The 23,560-nt window shown below is 36.4% G+C and carries 26 protein-coding genes, 2 pseudogenes and 1 riboswitch; of the genes and pseudogenes, 17 read left to right on the top strand and 11 right to left on the bottom strand.

The window, feature by feature from the left end:
• The first annotated feature begins 157 nt into the window (after positions 1 to 157).
• The gene (locus LDX58_RS17680; protein ID WP_227938134.1) at positions 158 to 760 is read left to right on the top strand and encodes a DedA family protein; all 603 of its coding nucleotides are present in this window, start codon (positions 158 to 160) and stop codon (positions 758 to 760) included.
• Here LDX58_RS17680 and LDX58_RS17675 read toward each other — a convergent pair.
• The 3 genes from LDX58_RS17675 to LDX58_RS17665 form a co-directional block, all read right to left on the bottom strand.
• Positions 757 to 1,668, bottom strand: coding sequence for a DMT family transporter (locus LDX58_RS17675; RefSeq protein WP_227938133.1), 912 nt, complete (start codon positions 1,666 to 1,668; stop codon positions 757 to 759). The two genes, LDX58_RS17680 and LDX58_RS17675, sit on opposite strands and share 4 nt — an antisense overlap.
• A 134-nt stretch (positions 1,669 to 1,802) precedes the next feature.
• Entirely contained in the window at positions 1,803 to 3,392 is a 1,590-nt protein-coding gene (locus LDX58_RS17670; protein ID WP_227938132.1) for an ABC-F family ATP-binding cassette domain-containing protein, read from the bottom strand.
• 149 nt (positions 3,393 to 3,541) lie between these two features.
• Positions 3,542 to 3,805, bottom strand: a complete 264-nt coding sequence (locus tag LDX58_RS17665; RefSeq protein WP_227938131.1) for a hypothetical protein — start codon at positions 3,803 to 3,805, stop codon at positions 3,542 to 3,544.
• Positions 3,806 to 3,882: 77 nt separating this feature from the next.
• On the opposite strand from LDX58_RS17665, the gene recQ reads away from it, so the two are divergent.
• The 8 genes and pseudogenes from recQ to LDX58_RS17625 all read left to right on the top strand — a co-directional run.
• A complete protein-coding gene (recQ, locus tag LDX58_RS17660) occupies positions 3,883 to 5,994 on the top strand; it encodes a DNA helicase RecQ (RefSeq protein ID WP_227938130.1) in 2,112 nt (703 codons plus the stop codon).
• Positions 5,995 to 6,121: 127 nt separating this feature from the next.
• Positions 6,122 to 6,970: a DegV family protein gene (locus tag LDX58_RS17655; RefSeq protein ID WP_227938129.1), complete on the top strand. Its 849-nt coding sequence runs from the start codon at positions 6,122 to 6,124 to the stop codon at positions 6,968 to 6,970.
• Between the two features lie 23 nt (positions 6,971 to 6,993).
• A complete protein-coding gene (locus LDX58_RS17650) occupies positions 6,994 to 7,155 on the top strand; it encodes a hypothetical protein (protein ID WP_227938128.1) in 162 nt (53 codons plus the stop codon).
• Positions 7,156 to 7,943: 788 nt separating this feature from the next.
• Positions 7,944 to 8,063, top strand: coding sequence for an SCP2 sterol-binding domain-containing protein (locus LDX58_RS26820; RefSeq protein WP_227938127.1), 120 nt, complete (start codon positions 7,944 to 7,946; stop codon positions 8,061 to 8,063).
• Positions 8,064 to 8,627: 564 nt separating this feature from the next.
• On the top strand, positions 8,628 to 9,518 hold the full coding sequence (locus tag LDX58_RS17640; protein ID WP_227938126.1) for a DUF4349 domain-containing protein: 891 nt from the start codon (positions 8,628 to 8,630) through the stop codon (positions 9,516 to 9,518).
• A 170-nt stretch (positions 9,519 to 9,688) separates the two neighbouring features.
• The gene (locus LDX58_RS17635) at positions 9,689 to 10,144 is read left to right on the top strand and encodes a divergent PAP2 family protein (protein WP_227938125.1); all 456 of its coding nucleotides are present in this window, start codon (positions 9,689 to 9,691) and stop codon (positions 10,142 to 10,144) included.
• 73 nt (positions 10,145 to 10,217) lie between these two features.
• Entirely contained in the window at positions 10,218 to 10,892 is a 675-nt protein-coding gene (locus LDX58_RS17630) for a DUF8580 domain-containing lipoprotein (protein WP_227938124.1), read from the top strand.
• A 454-nt stretch (positions 10,893 to 11,346) separates the two neighbouring features.
• Positions 11,347 to 11,427, top strand: a pseudogene (locus tag LDX58_RS17625) (SAM-dependent methyltransferase); the annotation flags it as partial.
• Between the two features lie 213 nt (positions 11,428 to 11,640).
• Here LDX58_RS17625 and LDX58_RS17620 read toward each other — a convergent pair.
• Positions 11,641 to 12,885, bottom strand: a complete 1,245-nt coding sequence (locus tag LDX58_RS17620; protein ID WP_227938123.1) for an ATP-binding protein — start codon at positions 12,883 to 12,885, stop codon at positions 11,641 to 11,643.
• A gap of 453 nt (positions 12,886 to 13,338) precedes the next feature.
• Positions 13,339 to 13,425, top strand: a riboswitch (cyclic di-GMP riboswitch).
• Between the two features lie 90 nt (positions 13,426 to 13,515).
• Between LDX58_RS17620 and LDX58_RS17615 the strand changes: the two genes are divergently transcribed.
• From LDX58_RS17615 to LDX58_RS17595, 6 genes and pseudogenes are all read left to right on the top strand, one after another.
• Complete coding sequence (locus LDX58_RS17615; protein ID WP_227938122.1) at positions 13,516 to 13,812, top strand: hypothetical protein; 297 nt, start codon at positions 13,516 to 13,518, stop codon at positions 13,810 to 13,812.
• Between the two features lie 3 nt (positions 13,813 to 13,815).
• A complete protein-coding gene (locus LDX58_RS17610; protein WP_265416743.1) occupies positions 13,816 to 14,304 on the top strand; it encodes a S8 family serine peptidase in 489 nt (162 codons plus the stop codon).
• A complete protein-coding gene (locus tag LDX58_RS26080; RefSeq protein WP_308017556.1) occupies positions 14,295 to 14,525 on the top strand; it encodes a S8 family serine peptidase in 231 nt (76 codons plus the stop codon). Before LDX58_RS17610 ends, LDX58_RS26080 begins: the two co-directional genes overlap by 10 nt.
• An 84-nt stretch (positions 14,526 to 14,609) precedes the next feature.
• Complete coding sequence (locus LDX58_RS26815; RefSeq protein WP_372459239.1) at positions 14,610 to 14,963, top strand: MG2 domain-containing protein; 354 nt, start codon at positions 14,610 to 14,612, stop codon at positions 14,961 to 14,963.
• Between the two features lie 132 nt (positions 14,964 to 15,095).
• Complete coding sequence (locus tag LDX58_RS26810; protein WP_372459238.1) at positions 15,096 to 15,353, top strand: DUF6431 domain-containing protein; 258 nt, start codon at positions 15,096 to 15,098, stop codon at positions 15,351 to 15,353.
• 125 nt (positions 15,354 to 15,478) lie between these two features.
• Positions 15,479 to 15,673: pseudogene (locus LDX58_RS17595) on the top strand (tyrosine-type recombinase/integrase); the annotation flags it as partial.
• A 66-nt stretch (positions 15,674 to 15,739) separates the two neighbouring features.
• Here the strand turns inward: LDX58_RS17595 and LDX58_RS17590 are convergent.
• From LDX58_RS17590 to LDX58_RS17580, 3 genes are all read right to left on the bottom strand, one after another.
• Positions 15,740 to 16,261, bottom strand: a complete 522-nt coding sequence (locus tag LDX58_RS17590) for a GNAT family protein (RefSeq protein WP_227938121.1) — start codon at positions 16,259 to 16,261, stop codon at positions 15,740 to 15,742.
• Positions 16,262 to 16,383: 122 nt separating this feature from the next.
• The gene (gene bshB2 / locus LDX58_RS17585) at positions 16,384 to 17,049 is read right to left on the bottom strand and encodes a bacillithiol biosynthesis deacetylase BshB2 (protein WP_227938120.1); all 666 of its coding nucleotides are present in this window, start codon (positions 17,047 to 17,049) and stop codon (positions 16,384 to 16,386) included.
• 14 nt (positions 17,050 to 17,063) lie between these two features.
• Positions 17,064 to 17,411 (bottom strand): YojF family protein, encoded by a 348-nt coding sequence (locus tag LDX58_RS17580; protein WP_227938119.1) that lies wholly within the window; start codon positions 17,409 to 17,411, stop codon positions 17,064 to 17,066.
• A gap of 479 nt (positions 17,412 to 17,890) precedes the next feature.
• Between LDX58_RS17580 and LDX58_RS17575 the strand changes: the two genes are divergently transcribed.
• A complete protein-coding gene (locus LDX58_RS17575) occupies positions 17,891 to 18,697 on the top strand; it encodes a S1C family serine protease (protein WP_227938118.1) in 807 nt (268 codons plus the stop codon).
• Between the two features lie 59 nt (positions 18,698 to 18,756).
• On the opposite strand, the gene kynB is transcribed toward LDX58_RS17575, so the two are convergent.
• Both kynB and LDX58_RS26805 read right to left on the bottom strand, forming a co-directional pair.
• On the bottom strand, positions 18,757 to 19,377 hold the full coding sequence (gene kynB / locus LDX58_RS17570; protein ID WP_227938117.1) for an arylformamidase: 621 nt from the start codon (positions 19,375 to 19,377) through the stop codon (positions 18,757 to 18,759).
• Between the two features lie 374 nt (positions 19,378 to 19,751).
• Positions 19,752 to 20,108: an MEDS domain-containing protein gene (locus tag LDX58_RS26805; RefSeq protein WP_227938158.1), complete on the bottom strand. Its 357-nt coding sequence runs from the start codon at positions 20,106 to 20,108 to the stop codon at positions 19,752 to 19,754.
• A gap of 220 nt (positions 20,109 to 20,328) precedes the next feature.
• Between LDX58_RS26805 and LDX58_RS17560 the strand changes: the two genes are divergently transcribed.
• Positions 20,329 to 21,828: a PAS domain S-box protein gene (locus LDX58_RS17560; RefSeq protein WP_227938116.1), complete on the top strand. Its 1,500-nt coding sequence runs from the start codon at positions 20,329 to 20,331 to the stop codon at positions 21,826 to 21,828.
• A 458-nt stretch (positions 21,829 to 22,286) separates the two neighbouring features.
• On the opposite strand, the gene LDX58_RS17555 is transcribed toward LDX58_RS17560, so the two are convergent.
• On the bottom strand, positions 22,287 to 22,448 hold the full coding sequence (locus LDX58_RS17555) for a hypothetical protein (protein ID WP_227938115.1): 162 nt from the start codon (positions 22,446 to 22,448) through the stop codon (positions 22,287 to 22,289).
• 174 nt (positions 22,449 to 22,622) lie between these two features.
• On the bottom strand, positions 22,623 to 23,354 hold the full coding sequence (locus tag LDX58_RS17550) for a hypothetical protein (RefSeq protein ID WP_227938114.1): 732 nt from the start codon (positions 23,352 to 23,354) through the stop codon (positions 22,623 to 22,625).
• Between the last annotated feature and the right edge of the window lie 206 nt (positions 23,355 to 23,560).

Below are 23,560 nucleotides of genomic sequence, written 5' to 3'. Positions count from 1 at the left end.
GCAGCAATACGCTGTCTTATTTTTTTCCAAAGATTCGAGTGAATACAGGCTGGATTCAATGAAGTATGAAGCCTACTCTAAGAAAAGACAGCTGCGCCTTTTTTCTTGATAGGCTATGAATCTATGTTTTTATCTTCATAAGAAAGGGGGAAATTCAGTGGATTTACTTATATTTATTGACTTTATTAGACAGTATGGGTATATTGCTCTTTTTTTCATTATGGCAATCGGCTTGTTTTTCTTTCCGGTTCCTAATGAAGTTTTATTAATGAGCGGTGGTTTACTTGCAACAACGAAGCTATTAGATCCTATTCCAACCTTTTTAGTTCTTTATAGTAGTATTTTATTACATGGGACACTTTTGTATATTATTGGCCAGGTCATTTATCACCATTCTAATCTTGATAAAAATAAAATATCAGTTTGGTATGCACGTGCAGAAAAAGGTAGGGAGCTTCTCGATCGCTATGGGCTAAAAGCTGCTAGTTTCAGTTATTTCTTCCCTTTCATCCGACATGCAGTTCCATTTAGTATCGGTATGTCTGGTGTTACGTATCGGTTATTTGCGTTGGTTGGATTTAGTTCTGCTTTTATATGGCTTGGTATATATTTTTTTATCGGTTTTTATTATGGAAGATCGATTACAGATTGGACTACTTTTATTCAGCATTTGAGCTACTCTTCAGTAATTATTGTTATCGTGGTCATTTTTCTCCAAATTGTGAAAAGAAAAAAACAACGTCAGCGCCGTATGCTTTAAGTAACATGGGTTGGTGTTGTTTTTTTGATTTCTTTTCTTTTAGAGACAGTTGCAAGAATAATTGACACAATGACGAGGCATACTCCAGTCCATTGCCAGATCGATAGGACGTCTTTAAATACTAAGAATCCTACACAAATCGCTACGACTGGTTCTATCGTCGAAAGGATGGATGCACGACTAGATTCGATGTAACTCAAGCCTTTTGTGTAAAGTAAGAAGGCAAGGATCGTTGGAATCAGCGCCAGTGCCAAACTGTTAATTAACACGGACCAACTTATAAATAGATCAAGCTTTGACACAAATTGGCTAGTAGTGAGCATGAAAATAGCAGAACAAAAATAAGTATAACCAGTTATCGTTAACGCACCGTAATACCGACTACTCACTTTAGCAAAAATACTGTAGAGCGCGTAAAAGAACCCAGAACTTAGCCCAATTAAAAAAGTGGCAGCCGTAATGACGGTGCTTACAGAAGGTAAGAAACCGACAACAAATGCACATCCAATTAAGGTAATAATAATCGCGATAGTTTTTCTAACAGTAAGCAACTCTTTGAAAAAAACACGTGATAAAATCGTTACAAATAAAGGCCCTGTATATAATAATACAACTGCTAAAGAAAGATTGGCTTGTTCCATTACTGTAAAAAAGCACCAATTAAAAAAAACGATACTAATGATGCCTGATCCGATAAAAAGAGGAATATGTTTCCAATTCACCTTCAAGTCCTTACGTTGAAAGAGAGCCATGTACAGGAGTAAAATAACCGCAGCAAAAATCGAGCGAATGGCCACTACATCCCAAGGTGTAAACCCGAAATCATATAAATTTTGGACAAACAGACCAATTAGTCCCCAACAGGCAGCTCCTAATATAGCCAAGATGTATGCCGTTTTTATTGACATTGTGTTATCATCCTCTCCTAATGAAGAATAGTACCCATAACTATATTATGTTTCTTGCATCTATTAACAGAATCAAAATTTAAAAAACGCTGATCCAAAAGGGATTTATCCTCTAGGATCAGCAAGATACACAATTATTTTACTGATTGTAAATATTCATTGTACGTCATTTGTTTATCAATGACGCCATCATTTGTAAGTTCAATGACGCGATTGGCAATCGTTTCATTAAATTGATGGTCATGTGAAGTAAAGATCATCGCACCTTTATAATTAATCAATCCGTTGTTGACTGCTGTAATCGATTCAAGATCAAGGTGGTTGGTTGGCTCATCAAGAAGAAGAACATTAGCACCGCTTAACATCATTTTCGAGAGCATACAGCGAACTTTTTCTCCCCCTGATAGAACGTTTGCCTTTTTCTTTACTTCTTCTCCGGAAAAGAGCATACGACCTAAGAAGCCACGAAGGAAGGTGTCACTATCATCTTGAGGAGAATATTGACGTAACCAGTCAACTAAACTTAATTCACAGCCTTCAAAAAACTCTGAGTTGTCTTTAGGGAAATAAGCTTGTGATGTGGTAATTCCCCATTTAATGGTGCCATTATCTGGTTCCATTTCACCAGTTAAAATTTTAAAAAGCACTGTTTTAGCAAGTTCGTTCTCGCCAACTAATGTAATCTTATCATCCTTATTTAATGTGAAGCTTACATCATTAAGAACTTTTTCTCCGTCAATCGTCTTCGTAATTTTCTCAACACGTAATACATCATTTCCTATTTCGCGTTCAGGTGTAAAGTGCACATACGGATATTTTCGTGAAGATGGACGGATATCGTCAAGTTCAATTTTATCAAGTAGTTTTTTACGTGAAGTTGCTTGCTTTGATTTAGATGCATTTGCACTAAATCGAGCAATGAACGCTTGTAACTCTTTAATTTTTTCTTCTTTTTTCTTATTCTGGTCACCTGCCATTTTTTGCGCTAGTTGACTTGATTCATACCAGAAATCATAGTTCCCTACATAAATCTGAATTTTACCGAAATCAAGGTCGGCAATATGTGTACATACTTTGTTAAGAAAGTAACGGTCATGGGAAACAACAATAACCGTATTTTCAAAGTTGATTAAGAATTCTTCAAGCCATTCGATTGCTTTAATATCTAAATGGTTGGTTGGCTCATCAAGAAGAAGAACGTCAGGTTCACCAAAAAGTGCTTGAGCAAGAAGAACCTTCACTTTTTCAGAACCTGTTAAATCAGCCAATTTTTTTGTGTGAAGATCTTCGAAAATGCCAAGCCCTTTCAGCAAAATCGCAGCTTCTGATTCAGCTTCCCATCCATTCATTTCTGCGAATTCTCCTTCAAGCTCAGCTGCCTTAATTCCGTCTTCATCGGAAAACTCTTCTTTCATATAAATAGCGTCTTTTTCTTGCATGATTTCATAAAGACGAGCATGTCCCATAATAACAGTTGTTAGAACTTCTTGTTCTTCATATTCAAAGTGATTTTGTTTTAAGACAGCCAGTCTTTGGCCTGGCTTCATATGCACATCACCTTGTTGTGGATCAATTTCACCCGATAGAATTTTAATGAAAGTTGATTTTCCTGCACCATTTGCTCCAATTAAGCCATAGCAGTTCCCAGGTGTGAATTTAATATTAACCTCATCAAATAATTTGCGATCTCCATATTGTAAACCAACGTTTGTTACAGTAATCATATTTATGTAAGCCTCCAATGTCCATAATCGTTTGAATTATACCATTCATTGTAGACATGGGGCTAGTTTTCTAACAGATTTTTTAGCTTTCATTAAAAAAAATTGAAAACTCGACCGTTTTAAACCTACGTGTTACGATAAAATATGATCTAGATAAACCAAAAGAAGTATACGGCAAGTCCACCAACTGTCGCTAACATGGTGACGGTTAATAACTTTGTCGATTTCATCGAGTAGTTCACAATTATGACTCCTAAAAGAACGGCAAAGTAAAGTGAAAAATCAAGTGGGAACAGTCTTATTGCGGATACAAATCTAACACCAGCTAACAACGTAATCAATAAAGGTGCTACCATAATAAGCGATACAATCACTAAGCAAATTGTGTTTTTTTGTTTTAACGTCATGTTCATGACATCACCTCATAAATGTTATTATTTCTAAGTTGTCCAAGTAGATCTTTCTCATTCACAAAAAAGGGGGAATCCTGATGGAGTACAACAGATTGCAATTAGCACAAGATAAACTTAAATCGATTTATGGATATGATTCATTCAGACAAGGCCAGCATACGATTATAGAACAAATATTAAATGGTACCGATACAATTGGAATTATGCCTACTGGGGGAGGGAAATCACTTTGCTATCAAATACCAGCTCTTGTATTACCAGGTATTACTTTAGTGATCTCGCCATTAATTTCCTTAATGAAGGATCAAGTCGATGCTTTAGCTGAATTGAATATTCCGGCTACCTATTTAAATAGCACGTTATCTGTATCTGAAGAAAGAGAGAGGCAGAACCTCATTGAAGACGGGTTTTATAAATTAATTTATGTAGCCCCTGAGAGACTTGAGCAGTATCAGTTCCAACAACTACTAAGCCGTATCTCACTTTCCTTGGTTGCCATTGACGAAGCTCACTGTATGTCGCAATGGGGTCATGATTTCAGACCAAGCTATTTATCTATTTCTTCATGGCTCGAACAACTGGAGCAAAATCCAACAGTGCTTGCTTTGACGGCAACAGCGACGACGGAAGTATGTAAAGATTTGCAGAATTTTTTGCATATAGGTGAACATCATGTAATCTCAACGGGATTTGAAAGATCGAATCTAACTTTTAAAGTGAAAAAAGGTTTAAACAAAAAAAGGTTTATTGATTCATATATAACATCAAAGAAAAAAGAATCCGGTATTATTTACGCGTCAACACGAAAAGAAGTTGATCAAATTTATCAGCATTTATCTTCTAGTGGAATCAGTGTGGCAGCCTATCACGGCGGAATGAATGAAAAAGAGCGCTCGAGAAGTCAAGAGGCTTTTATTCATGATGAAGTAAACATCATCATTGCCACAAATGCGTTCGGAATGGGTATTGACAAATCAAATGTTCGATTTGTTGTTCATTATAATTTGCCACGGACGATTGAAGCGTATTATCAAGAAGCAGGGAGAGCTGGACGAGATGGGGAAGCTAGTGAATGTGTTGTATTGTTTAGCCCACAAGATGTCCGTACGCAAGCTTTCTTAATCGAGCAATCAGATCGAAATGAATTACGACAAGAGATGGAATACAAAAAATTGCAACAAATGACTGCATTTTGCCATACTGAACGCTGCTTACAACAATATATTTTAAACTATTTCGGTGATGATAGTAATAAGACATGTGGGAAATGTTCGAACTGTGTTCAAACTGGTGAGAAGGTGAATAAAACGAGAGAAGCCCAGATGGTCTTTTCTACGGTGAAAAGGACTAGAGAACGATTTGGAAAAACGATTATATCTCAAATTTTAGTCGGTTCTGCCAATCAGAAATTGAAGCAATTGCAGTTAACCAATGTAACCACTTATGGACTTTTAAAAACTTGGTCTCAAAAAGATGTTGCCGAATTTATCGATATCTTAATGGCTGAAGAATACTTAGTACCAATGGGAACGACATATCCAACCATTCAGTTAACGGAAAAAGCGGTTCAGGTATTAATGGGTGAATTGGAAGTGTTTTTAACAGAGACAGTGACAGCGATCCAGAGTGAAGAGCACGATGTTGTGTTTGAGGCATTAAGAGAATTACGTAAACAGATTTCAACAGAAAGTCGCATCCCCCCATATATGATTTTCTCTGATAAAACGTTAAAAGAAATGAGTCGGCTGATTCCATTAACGATTGAGGAATTTTCTTCTGTTTCAGGAGTTGGAGAGCAAAAGCAAGAAAAGTATGGACAAGCATTCTTAGAGATTCTTCAGCAATTTAAAGATAAACAACCAATGGATTTGGAAGTCGAGCCTGCTAATAAAGGAAGAAAAACAAAAAAAGGACAGTTTTTAGAAACAGCTAAACGTTTTCACGATGGGGATAGCATTGAACACTTAGCTGAAGTTTTATCTCTTTCAGAGCAAACGATTATTAAACATTTGCTTAAAGCTCAGCAAGACGGAGTCGAGTTAAGCTTAGAACAATATGTAAAACCAGAAGATCGTGAAATTATTTTACAGGTGGCAAATGAAGTGGGATCGGATTACCTAAAACCAATAAAAGAGGCATTACCCGAGCACATTACGTATCAAGATATCCACTTTACATTAGGGAAATAGCGTTTCACTTTCACGAACGTTATAACTGTGTTAGGATAGGGCAGCTTAGCATTAGCTGTTAATAAACGCAATGTCAAGGGTTTCAGATTCATATAAAGGATTTTTGACTTAAAAGGGGAATGTAGGTATGACAATTAAAATTGTAACAGATTCAACAAGTGATTTATCAATAGACATTGTTGAGAAATACGGAATTGAAATTGTTCCTTTATCGATTTCGATTGAAGGAAAAACATACTTAGATGGAATAGACATTACGAAAAAAGAATTTGTAAAGTTGTTAACATCATCTGATGAGTTACCAAAAAGTTCTCAACCGGCTGCAGGCTATTTTGAAGAGACCTACCGCCGTCTTCTAGATGACCCAGACACGACTCATGTTCTTTCCATTCATTTAACAGAAGGCATGAGCGGAACTGTCAATTCTGCTAGAGCTGGAGCTGACCTAGCAGGAGAAAACGTTACGGTTGTTAATTCTAAATTTATTTCTCATGCGATGGGTTTTCAAGTAGTAGAAGCGGCTGAGATGGCGTTAAAAGGTCATACTGTTGAAGAAATACTAGCCCGTCTAGAAGAAGTCCGAAATCAGACATCTCTTTATCTTATGGTTGATACATTAGAGTATCTTGTTAAAGGTGGTCGTATCGGTCGCGGTAAAGCTTTGTTGGGATCCTTGCTGAAAATAAAGCCAATTGCTTCACTTGCTGATGGTGTGTACACACCGGTTAATAAAGTGCGTACTCATATGCAAATGATTGAATACTATAAAAAACAATTTGTGGAAGAAACAAGGGGAATGAAGGTAAGGGCAATTGGGATTGCTCAAGTAGAAGCAGAAGTACTAGCTAATAAATTAAAAGAAACCCTTCAACAAATAAAAGATATTCCTGTAACGATTACGGAAACCTCCCCGGTTATTAGTACCCATACAGGTCCAGGGGCGGTAGCTTTAATGTATTATACGGAGAAAGAATAACAGAATATGGATGGGTGATCTAAATGGATGTTTTTACGGGGCTCTTTATGCTTTTTAGTGTCCTTCTGTCCGTGGCGATTGCTAGTTTAGTGATTATTATCATTGTTACCATCGTTAAGACATTAAAAAGACAAGAGATCTTACTTGAAACGCTTAACAAGAAGAGGATGAGTTGGTTGATGTAAGTAAACGAAAGAACTGATAATGATGGCGAATGTAGAAACGGTAGAATTGAAGTCTACGGAAGTAAAGGTCGTTATTTTGCTGAAGCATCATAGTTTGACACTTCCTATTAGTGCAGAAGCTTGCAATGAATTTCAATCATTCCAAGAGGGTTCAAGTGATTTTTATATTAAAGGTCATTGAAAACAGTCTGGTCTCCAACGCTATTGCGCACAACTCGTGAAAAAAGTAATGTTTTTTTTTTGAAATCAACAAGTGCAGTTAATAAGGAAAGAGAGTGACCAAGGTATTTGGAAGATTACTGAAAAAGGTGAAAATCGGAAGGCCATTGAATAGGTGTAAATCGTACCTTTTTCAGTGGCCTCTTTACTCACTCTCTTTTTTGTTTTTCTTAGCCATTTGTACATAAGTAAAAATTAAGCATCCAGTTCCAAGTAATGTACAAGCATACTGCAAAATTTTCATTGTTTCCATATGATGCATCCTCCTTTGCTTTATACTATTTCTAGAAAATCCTGATAATATTCGTCAAAATAAAAAAGGAACCGCTTACACAAAGAGAGAATAAGATTTAAAGAGAAAAAGGAGGTAGGGAATACTGTGCTTAATAAGCTGAAATCATTTATTTATAAAGTGAATGAGAATCCTCAACACATAGAAAATGAGAAAGATCGTATTTTTCAATTTGACTTAACGGATGCCGGTTCTATTCAGGTGTAATTTAAAGGAGGAAGGGCCCATATGTAGAAAGAAGTTTTAGCGGAGGCAGATATCATCTTAAAGTTGTCAGATGATTAGCGGTGCTCTAAATACAACAATGGCCTTTACGACTGGCCAATTAAAAGTAGATGAGAAAATAGGGCTTGCTTTGAAACTTCAAGAGATTGTAATAAAATATAAAGCAGTTTAATGAAAAAACAAACTAATTTAAGTTTGTTTTTTGTTTGATTTTTCTAAAAGTAGGTCGAATATCTCACCTTGTATGGCAGCAAAAGGCCAATATGAGAAATAGCTGATGTTTTGTGCCATTGCGGTTTATGCAAATGACATAAGTAAGACAAGTCCTACACGAATACTGGCATATATCTACCAACCAAAAGAGAATTGCATAATGCTTTTACCTCTTTGCGGTCATCATCATTTGCTTTTCTTAAATTAATTAGAGACAAAGCCGTTAATCCAAGCGAATCGCAACCATAACAACGGTTGTTCCAAGCCAAGCGATCCGCGTTCGGCACTAATGGTCAGGTTGGAAAAGACGAAGATATGACCCAAAAATAGAATGTTTATCATAATGGTGCTCGCTTAGCAGTTACTTGGCAAGACCTTTAAACCAGAATGGGGAAAGTGAAACCCGCGATACCTGGTGCTAAACCACGGGTATTTGCCGTTTGGGCAACAGAATAGTAAATGATTTTATTTGTAACTATTACTCATCTCATTTCGTTTCATTATAAAAAAACAGAGGTGGGTTATGAGCAGGTTGAAACTTTTTTTAACTGTGTTTGGATTAATATTTGTGCTATTCGGATGTAGTAACCAAGAGGAAGCAACTGAATCTAAGGGTAGTGTCGAAGAAATGAGTGGTGGGACCGAGAACTCTTCTAAGTCGTTAGCGAATGTCGAAGAAATGGAGATAGAGAGCGACACAGCAGAGATTTCAGTTGCTAATGAATTCAGTAGTGAGAGTCGTATGGTTATTTATCATGGACATATTATGTTTGAAGTGAAGAATTATCTCAGGGCGAGAGATGAGATTCAAGAAAAGGTAAAAAGTATGGGGGGCTATGTTGTTGAATCCAACTATCATGAAGATATGGAGGGGCAACTTAGTGGCTCTATGACTGTACGAGTCCCAAAGCAAGACTTTCAACCATTACTTGATCACTTGGCTAATCGTGAGTGGAAAACCATTGAACAGCAAACATCTGGAAACGATGTAACCGAAGAATTTATAGACCTTGAATCAAGGTTAAAAGCAAAACGTGTGGTCGAAGAGCGCTTACTCGGATTTATGAATAAAGCTGATAATACAGAGAATTTGCTTAAAATTTCTAATGAGTTAGCTACTGTCCAAGCTGAAATCGAACAGATGCTTGGGAGGAAGCAATACATTGAGAATCAAGTAGAATTCTCAACCATTTCCTTTCATATTCAAGAGAATAGTTTATCAGCGACGATTCAAGGGGAGGACTTAAATACATGGGAACGTTCTCAGAAACTTTTTATTGAAACGATCAATACGATCATTCATCTAAGTTCAAGTGTTGTAATCTTTTTGATTGGATTAAGTCCTTTACTTCTTCTATTTGCAATCTGTGTTGGAGTAATTATCCTCTATAAAAAAAAGAGTAAGAAAGAATGATGGGGACATTGAAGTTTTGAGTGTTATTAACATTAATGAAGATGAGATTCAAGTAAAAATGGGTCTTGTTTTATGAAAAGACCCATCGAACATAAAAGGTAGTCAAGGTCGAATAAGAGATGTGCATACTTCTTCACTTCTTTTGAAACGATATAAATGAGGTGAAGCCTATGAATCGACCAATGATAACCGCATTAGCAACAATCGGTATTGCACAAACATTAAAGATTCCAATAAATAAAGCAAAAACGGGTGAATGGGATCCTAGTATTCTTGTTGAGACAGGAGGTATGCCTAGTTCACATTCAGCTGGGGTAACAGCATTGGCAACCTATATAGCTTTAGACCGTGGAATTCCATCTGTCGACTTTGCTTTATCAACTGTATTTGGCTTAATTGTTATGTACGACGCACAAGGTATTCGAAGACAAACAGGTGAATTAACATTAAAGGTAAATGAAATGGATAAAGAACTAGAACATTTAACAGGGATACACAAAAAAATCACTAACCGCGAGCGATCAGTTAAGTTACGTGAACGACTAGGTCATATGCCAGAAGAAGTGGTAGGTGGAGCACTTCTAGGAATGTTAACAGGATCGCTCAGCTATTTTATATTACGTTAAAAAATGAAACCATTTTAAGGAATCGCTCGTTCTATAAGTGAAAAGAACATAATCACTTATGGAGGAATTGAACATGAAAAAATTTATGATAGTTAGTTGTATGGCATTTATTTTTACAGGTCTAGCAGGTTGTGGCACGAATGCTTCAGAGAACACGGAAGAAGTTGGTACAGTTTCTGGTGGGGGAATAGAAGAGCCAGAGGTGGAAATAGACCCTGCAGCTTCAAGTAGGGGAATAGAAGAGTCTGAAGTGGAAGTAAACCCTGCACCTTCAAGCGGAAGTGATCCTGCTGATATCAAAGAAATACCAGTAGAAGTCGAAGGTGAAACCGAGATGAGAAAAGCACAGTTCCATAGAAGTGGTCTTGGTTATTCAATCTACGTACTAGATGATTATCAACTGGTTAGTGAAGAACCTCAACGCGATGTAATTTTCTCTGAAATTGACGACAGCTTCTTTACTCGAGTAATAGTCCATGGCACCGATGCCGATCCAAATAAAATTAAGAATTCCATCATGGAGCATGCTGATGGAGAGATTGAAGAAGGATTAGAGGTTCCACTTACTGGAGTTGAATTTGCTTTACATGAAATAGTTGAGTCGAACGGAGAGCCAATATCCATCACACATGTAGCTAAAGAGTTTAACGGTCAATTAATTGAATTCACCATTTTTCTTCCTTCTAAAGAGCCAGCCGAGGGAGTTGGACCAAGTATGTGGGCGATGTTGAAGACAGTTGATTATTAAAACTGTAAAAGACTGTTGGGTTAAATCAACAAACGTAGTGTTTTAGTCGTTCAATTATGGTAGGGAAACATTAAGAAATAGAACAGACTATAATTAGTTTTAAAAACGCTCGGATCCGAGTGTTTTTTCTTTTAGAGCCCAATTAAGTGTCAAGCGTTTCACTTGTGTTGGGTTTTTAAATATGAAATATACTCGATTTAAAAACATTGTTAATGCCGGGGAATAGAATTAGGGGTTAGCGGTAGCTTGACTAATATACCCCATTAGGTATAATTCGTACCAAAGGATGTTTGGATAAAACCAATAAAGGAGACCAACAATGGACAAAGAGAAAAATTGTACAACAAACCAGTGAGGCATTAAAAAAGGAAAAACAGAAGGAAGAAGGTAAAGACGACACCTCCTATATGACCTGCTGTTTATCTTTGGTTCCTGGTAGGAGCTATATTTATTGTTTATGGGAGAAGTGGTCCGTCATGAAGGAGAATTACATAATGGTTTGTCTCATGTTATTCAGTTTGTTGGGCAAAAGCCAGAGTGGAAATCCTTTTGTATAATGAATAAGAATAAGCACAGAGGCTCCCAGTTAAGGTCTTTAAATACTTATCTATGGATACATGTAATGAGGTAAGGAAGAAAAAGAAAATTAAAACCTGAAATTTCCATCAAACATTACTCTTATTATAGAAGTAACGGTTCATAGTGAATAACGCTATAAATTCTACGGTACAATACAGTAACGCTATTTTTAGCTTTTATTAACAGGAATATTTATAAGAAAAGTTGTACCAATTTCTTTTTCGCTATCTACCTTGATTTTTCCTCCAAGTTTATTAATTGTACTATAAATCATGATCATACCAAGACCTGTCCCTCCTTCTTTTGTAGAATAATACGGTCTACCTAGTCTTAAAACCTCTTCTATTGACATTCCAATTCCAGTATCTTTAATCTTAATAATTATCTTTTTCTTTTCTCCCGAAACATCAATTGAAAGTGTGCCACCTTTTTCTTTCATAGATTCAATAGCGTTTTTATATAAATTAATTAAGCACTGCTGGATTTGGTTCTTATCGTACCTTGTTATTAAATTATTTTTAAATGTAAATTGTAGATCTACGTGGTGGATGTTTGCATAAGCAATCATAATATTATTTACATACTCAAATTCATCTTTTAAGGTAGAAGAAACCATATTTTTAGCTTGAGGTTTGGCAAGAGAAAGAAAATCACTAACAATTCTTTCAGCCCGTTTTAATTCTTGTAATGACAAGTTTACATATCTTTTTTCATCCTGACTTATATTTTTAGATTTATTTAAAAGTTGAAGAAATCCATTAGTTACAGTAAGTGGATTTCGTATTTCATGAGAAATACTAGCAGATAACTCACCGATGACACTTAGTCTATCTGAGTCTATAATCTTTTCACGGGATTTCACATTAAAGAGGATTTTCTCTATTAAAATCATAATGATCATGATTCCGGCAACATGAATCGTTAGGACATTGATAACAAAAAACCAAAATTCTTTATTTAATGTTTGAAAAAAGGCACTTAAGATTGAAAGGTAAAGTGCCATTGTAAGAAAGGATATAATTCCTACCATTAAAATTCGATTCTGAGAGCTAACTTGATTAAATTTTTTGCTCCATAAAGGTACTAAAATAAAAACAAATGTTGAAAAAAGGAGTGATGGCAACAAGCCATCTCCGCCAATAATAAAGCGATATAGATTTAGAACTATATAGAGCGGAAAAGCAACGGTGTATCCCGCGAAGAGTGAAGCTATTATAAAAGGAAGGTACCGTAAATCGAAAATAAAGCCAGGTTCTAATCTAATAGGAAATGTCATACACAGAACCATAGTAATCGATGAAAGTAAAATAACAACTTTTTTACTATAAATATGTAAATTGTTTTCAAAATAGATGAAATAAATTAATACCGGAAAAAGTAAAAAAAGAAAATTGATTAGTAAAAGTTCTATCAAAGTGAAACGTCCTTTCTTCGGGTGCTTTTATTTAAGAAATAGATACTAAAAAAATTGCTATATATCTAAAAATAGTAGATTTATTGGGTTCTTTAGTAGAGGATTACTTTTGTTATATTAACAGACAATTACAACAATGTTAATAAGGTTCTCTTTTTTCTTTCTACTAAAGGGTAGCTTATGATAACTTAGCATTTAACGAGAGCCATAATAGGCGGTTTATTATTCAATTCCCGTATATGACTTATTTATATATACTGCTATTTCCTGCATTGGTTTACAAATACACACATTATGGTAGCTCTTTTGGCTTCTTGAGCTAAGAAACATTGGAATAAGAACTTAAAAAAGTACCACTTAAAAACAATTAACTTATTGAACTGGTGAAATTTGGAGTCTTCGTGAGAGTTTTTGCTCATTTTCAAAAGTGAGATTACCTGATATATTTAATCCAACCGAAAATGGCAAACCAAGGGAAACCTTGGGACGCAAAGCTTGAGGGGCTTCATCATTTATTTGATATGCCAGCCAGCTACCGAGTAGAAAAGGATATTCCCTTGCTATTCTTAGGAATGGCTTTTTTTGAGGTTTTTTTAGAATTTTACATCAATTATTTTAGGGGGAAATTCTGTGAAGAAGGGCTTTTTATTGTCTTTAGTGTTCGCATTAGTATATACATTTATACCTGTTTTAGGAGTATCTGCACAATCCATTGCGAATGAAAGAGTCATTGTTTTATTTAAAGGAAAAGTAGACAAAAATGTGATATCACAAGTTAAAGGTAAGATTAATAGAGAATATACTAATGTGCCTGCCTTAGCCATTAATATACCTACTGCTGTAATTAAAGGATTGCAGAAAAATCCAAATGTTTTAATCGTGGAACAGGACAAAGTAGTGAAAGTTAAAAATCAAACACAAGATTAGGGAATGACTCGAACAGAGGCTCCAAAAGCTTGGGAAAGTGGATATACAGGTAAAGGTGTAAAAGTAGCTGTTGTTGATACAGGTGTTGCTAAGCATGAGGATTTAATTATTACTGGTGGAATTTCCTTTCCATCATATACTTCTTCTTTCTTTGATGATAATGGTCATGGTACACATGTAGCAGGCATCATTGGAGCAAGAAATAATAATTATGGAACAGTCGGGATTGCTTATGAATCTAGTATTTATGCAGTTAAAGTACTAGATCAAAATGATGTTATTGCGGGAATTGATTGGTCAATCACTAATAAGATGGATATTGTCAACTTAAGCCTTGGTACTATATCCCATTCATCTACATTAAAACAAGTCGTAGATAAAGCATATAGCCAAGGGGTTTTAGTTGTTGCTGCAGTGGGTAATAACGGTCATCAGATGGATCAGGAGATACTGTTAACTATCCGGCTCGTTATGATTCAACAATTGGTGTAGCTGCTACTGACTCTAAAGATAACAGAGCCTCGTTTTCAGCAACAGGAAATACAATTGAAGTAGCAGCACTGGGGGTGAGTGTATTAAGCACGGTTCTAGGAAATAAATACTCTCGTATGAGCGGTACTTCTATGGCTGCTCCATATATAGCAGGAAATCTAGCATTATTAAAGCAATCCTTTCCAAACGGCAGTCACGTAGAATTACGTTGGAAATTATAAAAAAATGTAGTTGATTTAGGTCAGGAAGGTAAAGATAACTGGTTTGGGTATGGTTTAATTCAAGCACCAAAGCAAGCCAAGTAAATCACTTATACAGAATCAATAGCAGAAGAGCCAATTAAAGAACAAGTATTAAAAACAAGTACTCATCTGTCAACGGATAAAACTTCTTACCTTGCTGGAGAGAATGTAAAGATAACAGTAAAAGTTTCAGATGAAAATGGAAGGGTACTTTCTAATGCAGATGTCACAGTTACAATCACACCTCCAATAGGGAGAATAACGACTATAAGAGGTACAACCAATCTAAATGGTAGTGTTACATTTGTGATGTCGACTAAAAGAAATACAAAAAAAGGAACATACCAAACAAAAGCGGATACAACAATCAGTAATTACGAAAGTATTTCTTCAACAACATCGTTTCAAATTCGATAATGCCAATAAGAGTGACAGGGTTTAGAACATTTTATCCAGTTACTCTCTTTTTTATGAAATGGGTTCTCAATGCTGAGAAGGGTTGATTCCTTTTGGGGTTATTGAGCCTTAACAGGTACTGTTTTATCTAATCTGAATATTCCGAAAGTTGATGTTAATGCCTGCCCTTGCTGTGGAGGTGCCGTAAAGGTGATTGGCAGTCGCAAGCGTGTCTGGTATAGGTGTTCAGGGGAAAAAGAGAGGTTAGTCATACGGCGTCTTCAATGTAAAGAGTGCACAAAAATTCACCATGAGCTTCTCGATTTGTTAATTCCCTACAGGCGATATGATTGTAGAAAGTATGGAAAGGGTCGTGGAGAATCACCTTCACAACGATGTTGCTGTAGATGATGTGACGATCTATTGATGGAGTAAGTGGTTTGTCAATTGGGTTATCTATGCTATTGGGTGTCTCCAGTCTATCGCCTTGCGTTTTCAATTACCTGTGTAGTAGTTTTGATAATATAATCAAAGCATTAAGTTTGCCCAAGATACGCTATCACGATCTCAGGCACACCCATGCAACTTATTTGTTGAGTAAAGGTATAAACCCTAAAGTTGTTCAAGAACGATTAAGGCATAAAGATAATAAAACAACTTTAGGGATATACGGTCATGCAACTCTAACAATGCAACAAGAAGCAGCAAAGCTCTTAGATAACAACTTTTAATCTGTTTATATTATGACCAAAATTATGACCGCACATGATCACAGGGAATTAATGTAAACTCCGCTATCAGCAATAAGGCTCGCAAACGATTGAGCCACAACGGTTTTCATAATCAACCTCAACATCAAAATCATGCTTCTCATAAAAATGGATGAGTCTGTCAAGATGGTCCCAATCACGTTTGGCGAGGTCGCCTTTGATGTATTGGACGTTTTGATCTTTGGCATGTTCTTTTAAGTAATCCATGCAGATTGAGCCGTAGCCTTTGTTTTCTTCGCCTTTGATGTCACCGATATGAATCGTCGAGTTATTTTCGTATTTGGCTTGAATGGAGAAGTCCCAGACTCCTCGGTAGGCTGATTCACAATCATTTAGCATGACTTTACAAGCATGCCCATCATCTACTATAGACACAATCACCCATTTTTCTTCTTTTGTTTGTTCAATCCCAATGATTTGCCATTTCTTTGCAATCTCTTTTACATTCTCTTGCATTCGAAACACTTGGAATTCAAGATCTACTAAATTCTGCTCTAGCTCTTCGGGGTCTTTTTTTTCCTCCTCAGCCCCAAGCTTTGTTAATAGCACAGAATCACTCCCCTCAATTACTATTCACAAGTTATATATTATAAAGGGGGTAGGAGAAACGTGCAAGTCCAATGTTGAAATTTAAAAAAGCTGTCTCACTCGAGACAGCTTAAAAAGACCAACTAAAAAGAATAGGTCCAAAACCGTTCAGTATTCAACCATTCTAGTGCTTCTGTATCGCCCATGTTCCATTTTGGTTCCATTTCCTTAAGCATCCACGTTGTTTGCGAAAGGTGAGCTCGAATGGCAGCTTTTTTCTGCTCAGCAAAAGCCTCAACATTGATCACAATATCTGCTGGACCAATTTCTTGTTCGTGATTATTGGAAAAAGCGACACAATGAAGTGTAGGGCGAGTATCTTCATCCATACGAGCAATTGCACGAACTACTGCACGTGCTGTCGCTTCATGATCTGGGTGAACAGAGTAGCCTGGATAAAAGCTGATAACTAACGAAGGGTTCAATTCAGCAATTAACGCTTCAATGAGCTGAGTCATTTTTTCGTCATCTTCAAACTCAATTGTTTTATCACGGAGTCCAAGCATCCTTAAATCTTGAATCCCCATTGCTTCTACGGAGTTCAGTAACTCTTTTTTGCGGATAGTTGGTAAGGATTCCCGTGTTGCAAACGGCGGGTTTCCTAAGTTTCTTCCCATTTCTCCAAGTGTTAAGCAAGCATATGTAACAGGCGTCCCATTAGCAACGTACATGGAGATCGTTCCAGAGACTCCAAATGCTTCATCATCAGGGTGCGGGAATACAACAAGAATGTGACGTTCTTTTTTCATTGTAATTCTCCTCTCTATTCAAAAGGGGTTTTACTGATTTCCAGTGCAACACCTAATTTTCCATCATTACCGTGGCCTGCAAGTAGTAGCCGACCTTTCTCATCCAATTCAAAATGGGTTAGGCCTTCTGCATAAATCCAACCGATCTCTAATTTAAGTCCAATGCGATAAGGGCCTTGTCCTATGATTTTTCCGTGTTCATACGCTACTTTCGCATTGCGAATATAAGCACTTGCCGAGTAAAAGGATTCGTCAAAATGTGACGCATAAGATCCGTTAGTTGTTTCTAAATGCAGGTAGATCTCTTGCTTGGCGAACGTATCAATTAATTCTTGAACACCATCAATTGTAATCTTCTCCATAACCTACTCCTCCTATTACCTTCAGTCGATTGTATATTTAGTATAAAGCAAAAAAAGCCAACAACCAATTATTTAATACAAGGAGCAAAAATAAAATCTCATATGTGTTCATAAGCCTACAGAAAAAGGTTGATTGCTAAGGTCACTGAAAAGATAGACATCGGCCTTTTTCAGTAGGCTTGAAACTCATTGCGGAGCTATTGCTGCTTTTCGAGAAGTCATTTTCAATGCCCTAGTATTCATATGTTTTCTTTTTTGTTAAACTGATAAGTATATGTTTTAGTTTCGGTTTTGTTCAAAAAAAGAAATTGATAATATTGCAACCACAATTCAAGCAGTGTGAAAAGATGTTTAAAGAAGATGAATGGCTTGATACGCTGTGGTCGAACGACAAGAAACCCACTTGATGTATGACTTAAAACAAGCAACGGCTTCGCTCATTGCTTCTATTAAAATGATCTCTGTTAGAGGGGGATTGGATGAAAGATTCAGATCAATTTGATAAAAAAGAAGAGCAAGAGGAATATGTACCGAAACCAGAAGACTTTCTTTTTGATGAGGAGGAAACAGAAGAAGAGGTACAAAAAAAGAAAACGAAAAAAATGATGATTCGATTAATCGGAGCTGCTATCGCAGTCATTCTTGTCCTACAAGGAGCGAACATCTGGTTTAATCTTTTCTCCTTAGATTCAAGAGAGTTAGCTCGGACATCCGACGAATTAAGCCAGCAAGAGCATATCATGGAGTTTAAAGAAGCGGTTGTGACCATTCAAGGGGATGGTGGGAAAGGAACTGGATTTACTGTGCATCCAGAAGGGTATATTTTAACAAATCATCATGTGATCGATAATCGCCAGCCATTAGCAGTGATATTCCCAAGTGGAGAGATGTATCACGCAGAAGTGTTGCAATCTGATGAGGAACTAGATGTTGCTTTGTTAAAAGTTAAAGGTAATGATTTACCATTTTTACCATTGCGTGTAGAGGATGCAGTAGAACATGAGAAGATCTTTGTGATTGGAAACCCATTATCACAAACACAAATTGTCAATAAAGGAGAAATTCTCAATGACGAAGCTCCATATCAAGTTTTAAAGATCTCAAATGCGATTTTCCCTGGGCATAGTGGCAGTCCGGTTTTATCAGAGAGTGGTGAAGTAGTGGGAGTCGTTTACGCTCGGACGATTCCTTCGATAGGAAGTCAAGAGGAAGGTCATGGTTTAGCGATTCCGATTGAACGTGTTTTTAAGATTATCCCTAAATTATATGAAATATCCGGACGATAAATGTTGTAGGGCCTACTTGAAAAACTAAGTAGGCTCCTCGCTTCATACAAATCTTCGTTTTATCTTTCAACTAACACCGCACGGACGGGACAACCATCAGCGCCTTCGATGTTTAAAGGAAGAGCAATCAGTTCATAAACTCCTGGTTTGACATCTTTTAAAACAAGACCCTCTAATATGGAAATATTATGCTTATGTAAAGCGTGATGGGCATCTAATGTTTTGCTATCTAAAGGGTCAACGGAGGGAACGTCGACACCGATTAAACGAATTGCATTTTTGTGTAAGTAGGAAGCAAGCTCACTTCTCAGGTAAGAAAAATTTTCTGGAAAAGTTGAATGATCGATCCATGAGTTTGTCTTAAGTAGAACCATTTCAATAGTTGTCAGGTCAATACCTGCTAAAGCTTGACTAGAAATGGCTTGATGGTTTGTGACATCCACGACTAATGCGTTTCCAATATAGGATTCGAGTGGTAGTTCGGAAACAGGTGTACCTTCATCAGAAAAATGATAAGGTGCGTCAATATGAGTTCCAGTATGAGCACTCATCTTGATTGTCCCGACGTTGACTGAACCGGTTTGTTCTTTTGTCCAATTTAAATGAAAAGCAAATGGCGTGTCCCCAGGCCATACCGGAGTTGCTGAGTTTAAAACTTGCGAGATGTCTATGATTTTCATCGTCGTGCCCCTTTCGTATGTACTTAACTTCCCCCTTATGAGGTTAGAGGTTAATCGGAGGGTGTTTACGTAAACAGAACTACTTCTTTTATTATTTTATCAACGATTCTATCTGTTTGTTATTATGTGGTGATTGTTCACGAGCGTCAAGAAGAAATAATGAGCTTAATGATGATGGTAATGCTGGTAGTATTCAGCAGGCCTTTATTTGAGAATAGGTTAGTTTCACGGTGATCCAGAGCCATGAACATAAGATCATCTATGATAACCAAATCTGAGCATCGTATTCTATTCATCCTAGTCTGTGATTTGCGAATTGACTTTAAACTTAAAAAATACAGTAAAACATCAATTATGTGAAAATTAATTAAGTTCTAACTCCTTAAACGAGGATTTCTGTATAAGGAGGATCGAACAAACTCTCTATCTGTCATAAGGTATTCATGACTTCGCATCATAGTAGTCTGAAGAGATGCGGAGACATCCGAAGAATCATATGCACATACGGACATAAGACCCATTTCATTAACACTACAGTCTGCTAGATTTTCAAATTCTTCAAGTTTACTTGAAATGTCATCCTGTTTCTTCCATTCAACATGTGCCCATGTACGAATATTAATATTTTCGCTTAAAAAAGGTTCTAATATTTCACTGAAATTTTCAATAATACTATGAATGTGGAAATCGCTGTAATAGCGATAAAATAAGTGATTGTCAAAATGGTGAATACATTTTCGTTGTTCATTTGAAAATAATTTAATTATCCTCTGCTTTAAAGAGCAGATCTAGCATTAATTTCAGCAAAAAAGAAGGGGGGAAGTAATCACCAGTTTTTACAAGAGAATTAAATGAGTAAGTAATAAGAAAAGCACAAATAGAGTGGAAATTGTAACGGATCCCCCATTTGAGATGATTTATGGGCTTCGTATAATAAGTGAGGTTTTAGTTTTGAAAAACATTGAAGATAAGAATAAAGTTTTTGCTCCCAATAACTATGGATTTTTATTTAAACATCACCATGACGCTATTTGTGTCATGAACCTAGACGGATATATCGTTTACTCTAATCTGGTTGCATCGGAATTGTTCAAGTATTCCGATGATGAACTGTTAAACTTACACTATGATAAGTTGATTTCTTCTGAGGAATTTGAAACCTTTAATTATTACCTTGGCAAAGTAGTTGAAGGAGAGACTCATGAGTTTGAATCAGTGGTTAACGATAAAAAAGGGGGCAATGTAGAGCTACAAGTTATAATGGTTCCAAACGAAATTGAAGGTCAAATTGTCAATATTTCTTTGTACATGAAAGATATAACGGAACAAAGAAAAGTGAAGTTGGAGCTAGAGCTAGTCCACAAAGACCTGTGCGAATCTTTTATTGAAAATAATCGAGATCCCATCCTTCTATTAGATCTTAATGCGACTATCGTATTAGCAAATAGCGCCTTTTCACGATTACTAGGATGGCGCAAAGAGAATCTTGAGGGCTTTCATATTCTTCGTTGCCCTTCCATCCCTCCTCATTTGGTAGAACAAATGAGAGATTACTATCATCATGTCGTTACTTCTCAATCTAACTCGGATTTAACTTCTAATTCTGAGTTATCTACTTTAGAGACGATCAGAGTAACGAATGAAGAAAAAGCTTATCACATGATGCTCTCCATCACACCTATAAATGATCAGTGTGGTAAAGTCTGCAATTGGGCAGTTCATCTAAGGGATATTACAGTGCAAAAAGAAGCAGAGAAATCACTTTTAAGAGCAGAAAAATTACTAGCGATTGGACAGATTGCAGCTGGTGTTGCGCACGAAATTAGAAATCCATTGCAATCATTGAAAGGACTAACGCAATTAATAAGTACATCTCGGGACGGAGTGGTCGATTACGATCTTTGCCTTAATGTTATGATCGGTGACTTGAAGCAAATTGAAACGTTTGTCGATGAATTTGCTTTACTTGGGAGGACTCAACTAGAGTCTTATAAAATGAAGGACATGACTCGCTTACTTCAAGATGTTATTCAATCACTAAAGACACATACAATCGTAAATGATGTCCATATTGAATTTGAATATGATGAGGTGCCTAGCATTTGGTGTGAAGAGATGCTACTTAAACAAGCATTTTTTAATGTTATTCAGAATGGGATCGAAGCAATGGAAACTGGTGGGACTCTGTATATTGGAATTAAATGTTACGGAGATAGGTTGGAAGTGAATGTAATTGATCACGGAGTAGGAATTTCGAAAGAGCGTATACAGAAATTAGGAGAGCCATTCTACTCGAACAAAGAAAAGGGGTTTGGGCTTGGCTTAATGCTGACCTACAAAATTATAGATCAACATCACGGAAAAGTAACCATCCAAAGTGAAGTCGGACTGGGCACACATGTTTCGATATCATTGCCTATATCAAGTGAAGGATGCCCTCTGTTAGGATAGTTGTCGTAAGATACTTTACTGTTATAGTTAAGTAAATAACACGGAGGTCGATCGATATGACAGGGATTTCTGGAAAATGATATACAAAAGAAATGACAGAAGCCATTTTGAAGAGAATGATGCTACCTATAAATGAATCTATAAGTAAAATCAGTGAAAACACAGGAATAACAGAACCGACTTTGTATAAGTGGAGAAAAGAAGCTCTTATAAACGGTAATGCTATTGCGAGAAAAGGGTTAACTAGGGTTTTCTAAAGTGAAAATAGAAAACCCTTAACCCTTAATTGATTACTAAAATGAACATCGGTTAAATAAAGTAACCTTAATGGTTTACTGCCCGAAAATGGGTGGAATGATGGTTACTTTTTTCTGAATATTTGTGAACCAAGCGTTTACATTATAATACGTGAGAAATGAGAATTTGACCACATTGGTTAGTTTAACAAGAAATAATAGTTAGAATGGTTTTTTGTTTACTTGCCGCCCGCTTTTTTTTTGGCTCTGTGAACCTGTATTTCCAATTTGAAATTCATTACCTAATTCCACATCATTTCTTTTATCTTGTTTTTCGATTTGCTTTCTCGTTTGATCCTTTTTTTGCATCCCTTGCTTAGACATTACGTATCCCACCTCACTTTCAAATGTTATTGTTATTATGCGCAAGTAAAAGGAAAATACGTATTTTTTATGTCTGAAAAAATATTTAATTTTAATTAGATAAAGTTGTGATAAGAGAAATAATGGTGTGCGATTACTAGACTCAGCAAGTTAAAGTATGAGTCACAATCACTTCTATACTATAATTAATAGAAGGGCCACATAACCAAACGCACCAAGTGAAAATGCCCAAATATTACTTTCTCGATCTTCAGGCAATTCTTCTTTTAGCACATTTAAAATGATGCCACCTGATAGGAAGGCAAAGAGTAAGGCGAGACTAGATTCGGGTATTTCTGTTATGACACCTACTCCCCATCCAATCAATACAGCCAAAGCTAATAACCATCGACCGATCCGGTTATAGGTATCTTTGTGATGAGTTCGTAAGCCATAATCGACGACTATAAAATGTAAGCCCATTGCAATCACATATAAAACCAAATTTAGTAAGCCTTCCGAATCACGATGAATAAGTAAATACCCGATCAATCCGTTATAAAAGAAAAAGGAACTAATATGGAGCCAAAATGCTCCTTTCTTAGGTTTATTGTTACCGGTATCTTGCTGGTTTTTCTTCTGTGACTCCTTCGCAACTCTTTCTAAGGCATAAAATATTACTAATCCCAGCATAGCTAATAAATACGCATGATGCTCAAGGTATGACAGCATTATATCAGTTTCGTCAAATAACTCTTGATGTTCTTTTAGCTCAGGTAAAATATGGATAAATACATACCCAACTGATACACCGCCGCCTACTGAGAGGAACCGGCTTCTAGGAATGATTCGGATAAAACGCATATTTTTCGCTAAAATATGCGTAATCGCTAGTAAAATGGCAAAAACAAATGCGTATATCTGCATTCAGATTCCTCCTTAGTATTGCTTATTCCCATTTAACCGTACGTAATCTTATTCAAAATTTAACAGAACTCCGGAAGAAGTCTTCCTCTTCAATTGCGTGGAGGGCGTAGCCCAGGGTAAGGGGGAGATGAATTTCGGTTAGGTGATAGCCTAAAGGATCGTAAAATAGGAATGTATTTTCTGTAATTAGGGTGTAATGAGGTTTA

Source organism: Alkalihalobacillus deserti (assembly GCF_020734105.1).
GTDB classification, from domain to species: domain Bacteria; phylum Bacillota; class Bacilli; order Bacillales; family Bacillaceae_D; genus Halalkalibacter; species Halalkalibacter deserti.
Note: the sequence above shows the minus strand (reverse complement) of the source record. Positions and strands in the feature narration are given on the sequence as shown.

Excerpts from the sequence above, each read along its gene's own strand:
- LDX58_RS17670 (WP_227938132.1), bottom strand. The coding sequence starts at position 3,392 with ATGATTACTGTAACAAACGTTGGTTTACAATATGGAGATCGCAAATTA.
- LDX58_RS17635 (WP_227938125.1), top strand. The coding sequence starts at position 9,689 with ATGAATCGACCAATGATAACCGCATTAGCAACAATCGGTATTGCACAA.
- recQ (WP_227938130.1), top strand. The coding sequence starts at position 3,883 with ATGGAGTACAACAGATTGCAATTAGCACAAGATAAACTTAAATCGATT.
- LDX58_RS17550 (WP_227938114.1), bottom strand. The coding sequence starts at position 23,354 with ATGCAGATATACGCATTTGTTTTTGCCATTTTACTAGCGATTACGCAT.
- bshB2 (WP_227938120.1), bottom strand. The coding sequence starts at position 17,049 with ATGAAAAAAGAACGTCACATTCTTGTTGTATTCCCGCACCCTGATGAT.
- LDX58_RS17630 (WP_227938124.1), top strand. The coding sequence starts at position 10,218 with ATGAAAAAATTTATGATAGTTAGTTGTATGGCATTTATTTTTACAGGT.
- LDX58_RS17555 (WP_227938115.1), bottom strand. The coding sequence starts at position 22,448 with ATGTCTAAGCAAGGGATGCAAAAAAAGGATCAAACGAGAAAGCAAATC.
- LDX58_RS17575 (WP_227938118.1), top strand. The coding sequence starts at position 17,891 with ATGAAAGATTCAGATCAATTTGATAAAAAAGAAGAGCAAGAGGAATAT.
- LDX58_RS17610 (WP_265416743.1), top strand. The coding sequence starts at position 13,816 with ATGACTCGAACAGAGGCTCCAAAAGCTTGGGAAAGTGGATATACAGGT.
- LDX58_RS26820 (WP_227938127.1), top strand. The coding sequence starts at position 7,944 with ATGATTAGCGGTGCTCTAAATACAACAATGGCCTTTACGACTGGCCAA.
- LDX58_RS17580 (WP_227938119.1), bottom strand. The coding sequence starts at position 17,411 with ATGGAGAAGATTACAATTGATGGTGTTCAAGAATTAATTGATACGTTC.
- LDX58_RS17650 (WP_227938128.1), top strand. The coding sequence starts at position 6,994 with ATGGATGTTTTTACGGGGCTCTTTATGCTTTTTAGTGTCCTTCTGTCC.
- LDX58_RS17675 (WP_227938133.1), bottom strand. The coding sequence starts at position 1,668 with ATGTCAATAAAAACGGCATACATCTTGGCTATATTAGGAGCTGCCTGT.
- LDX58_RS17655 (WP_227938129.1), top strand. The coding sequence starts at position 6,122 with ATGACAATTAAAATTGTAACAGATTCAACAAGTGATTTATCAATAGAC.
- LDX58_RS17640 (WP_227938126.1), top strand. The coding sequence starts at position 8,628 with ATGAGCAGGTTGAAACTTTTTTTAACTGTGTTTGGATTAATATTTGTG.
- LDX58_RS17665 (WP_227938131.1), bottom strand. The coding sequence starts at position 3,805 with ATGAACATGACGTTAAAACAAAAAAACACAATTTGCTTAGTGATTGTA.
- kynB (WP_227938117.1), bottom strand. The coding sequence starts at position 19,377 with ATGAAAATCATAGACATCTCGCAAGTTTTAAACTCAGCAACTCCGGTA.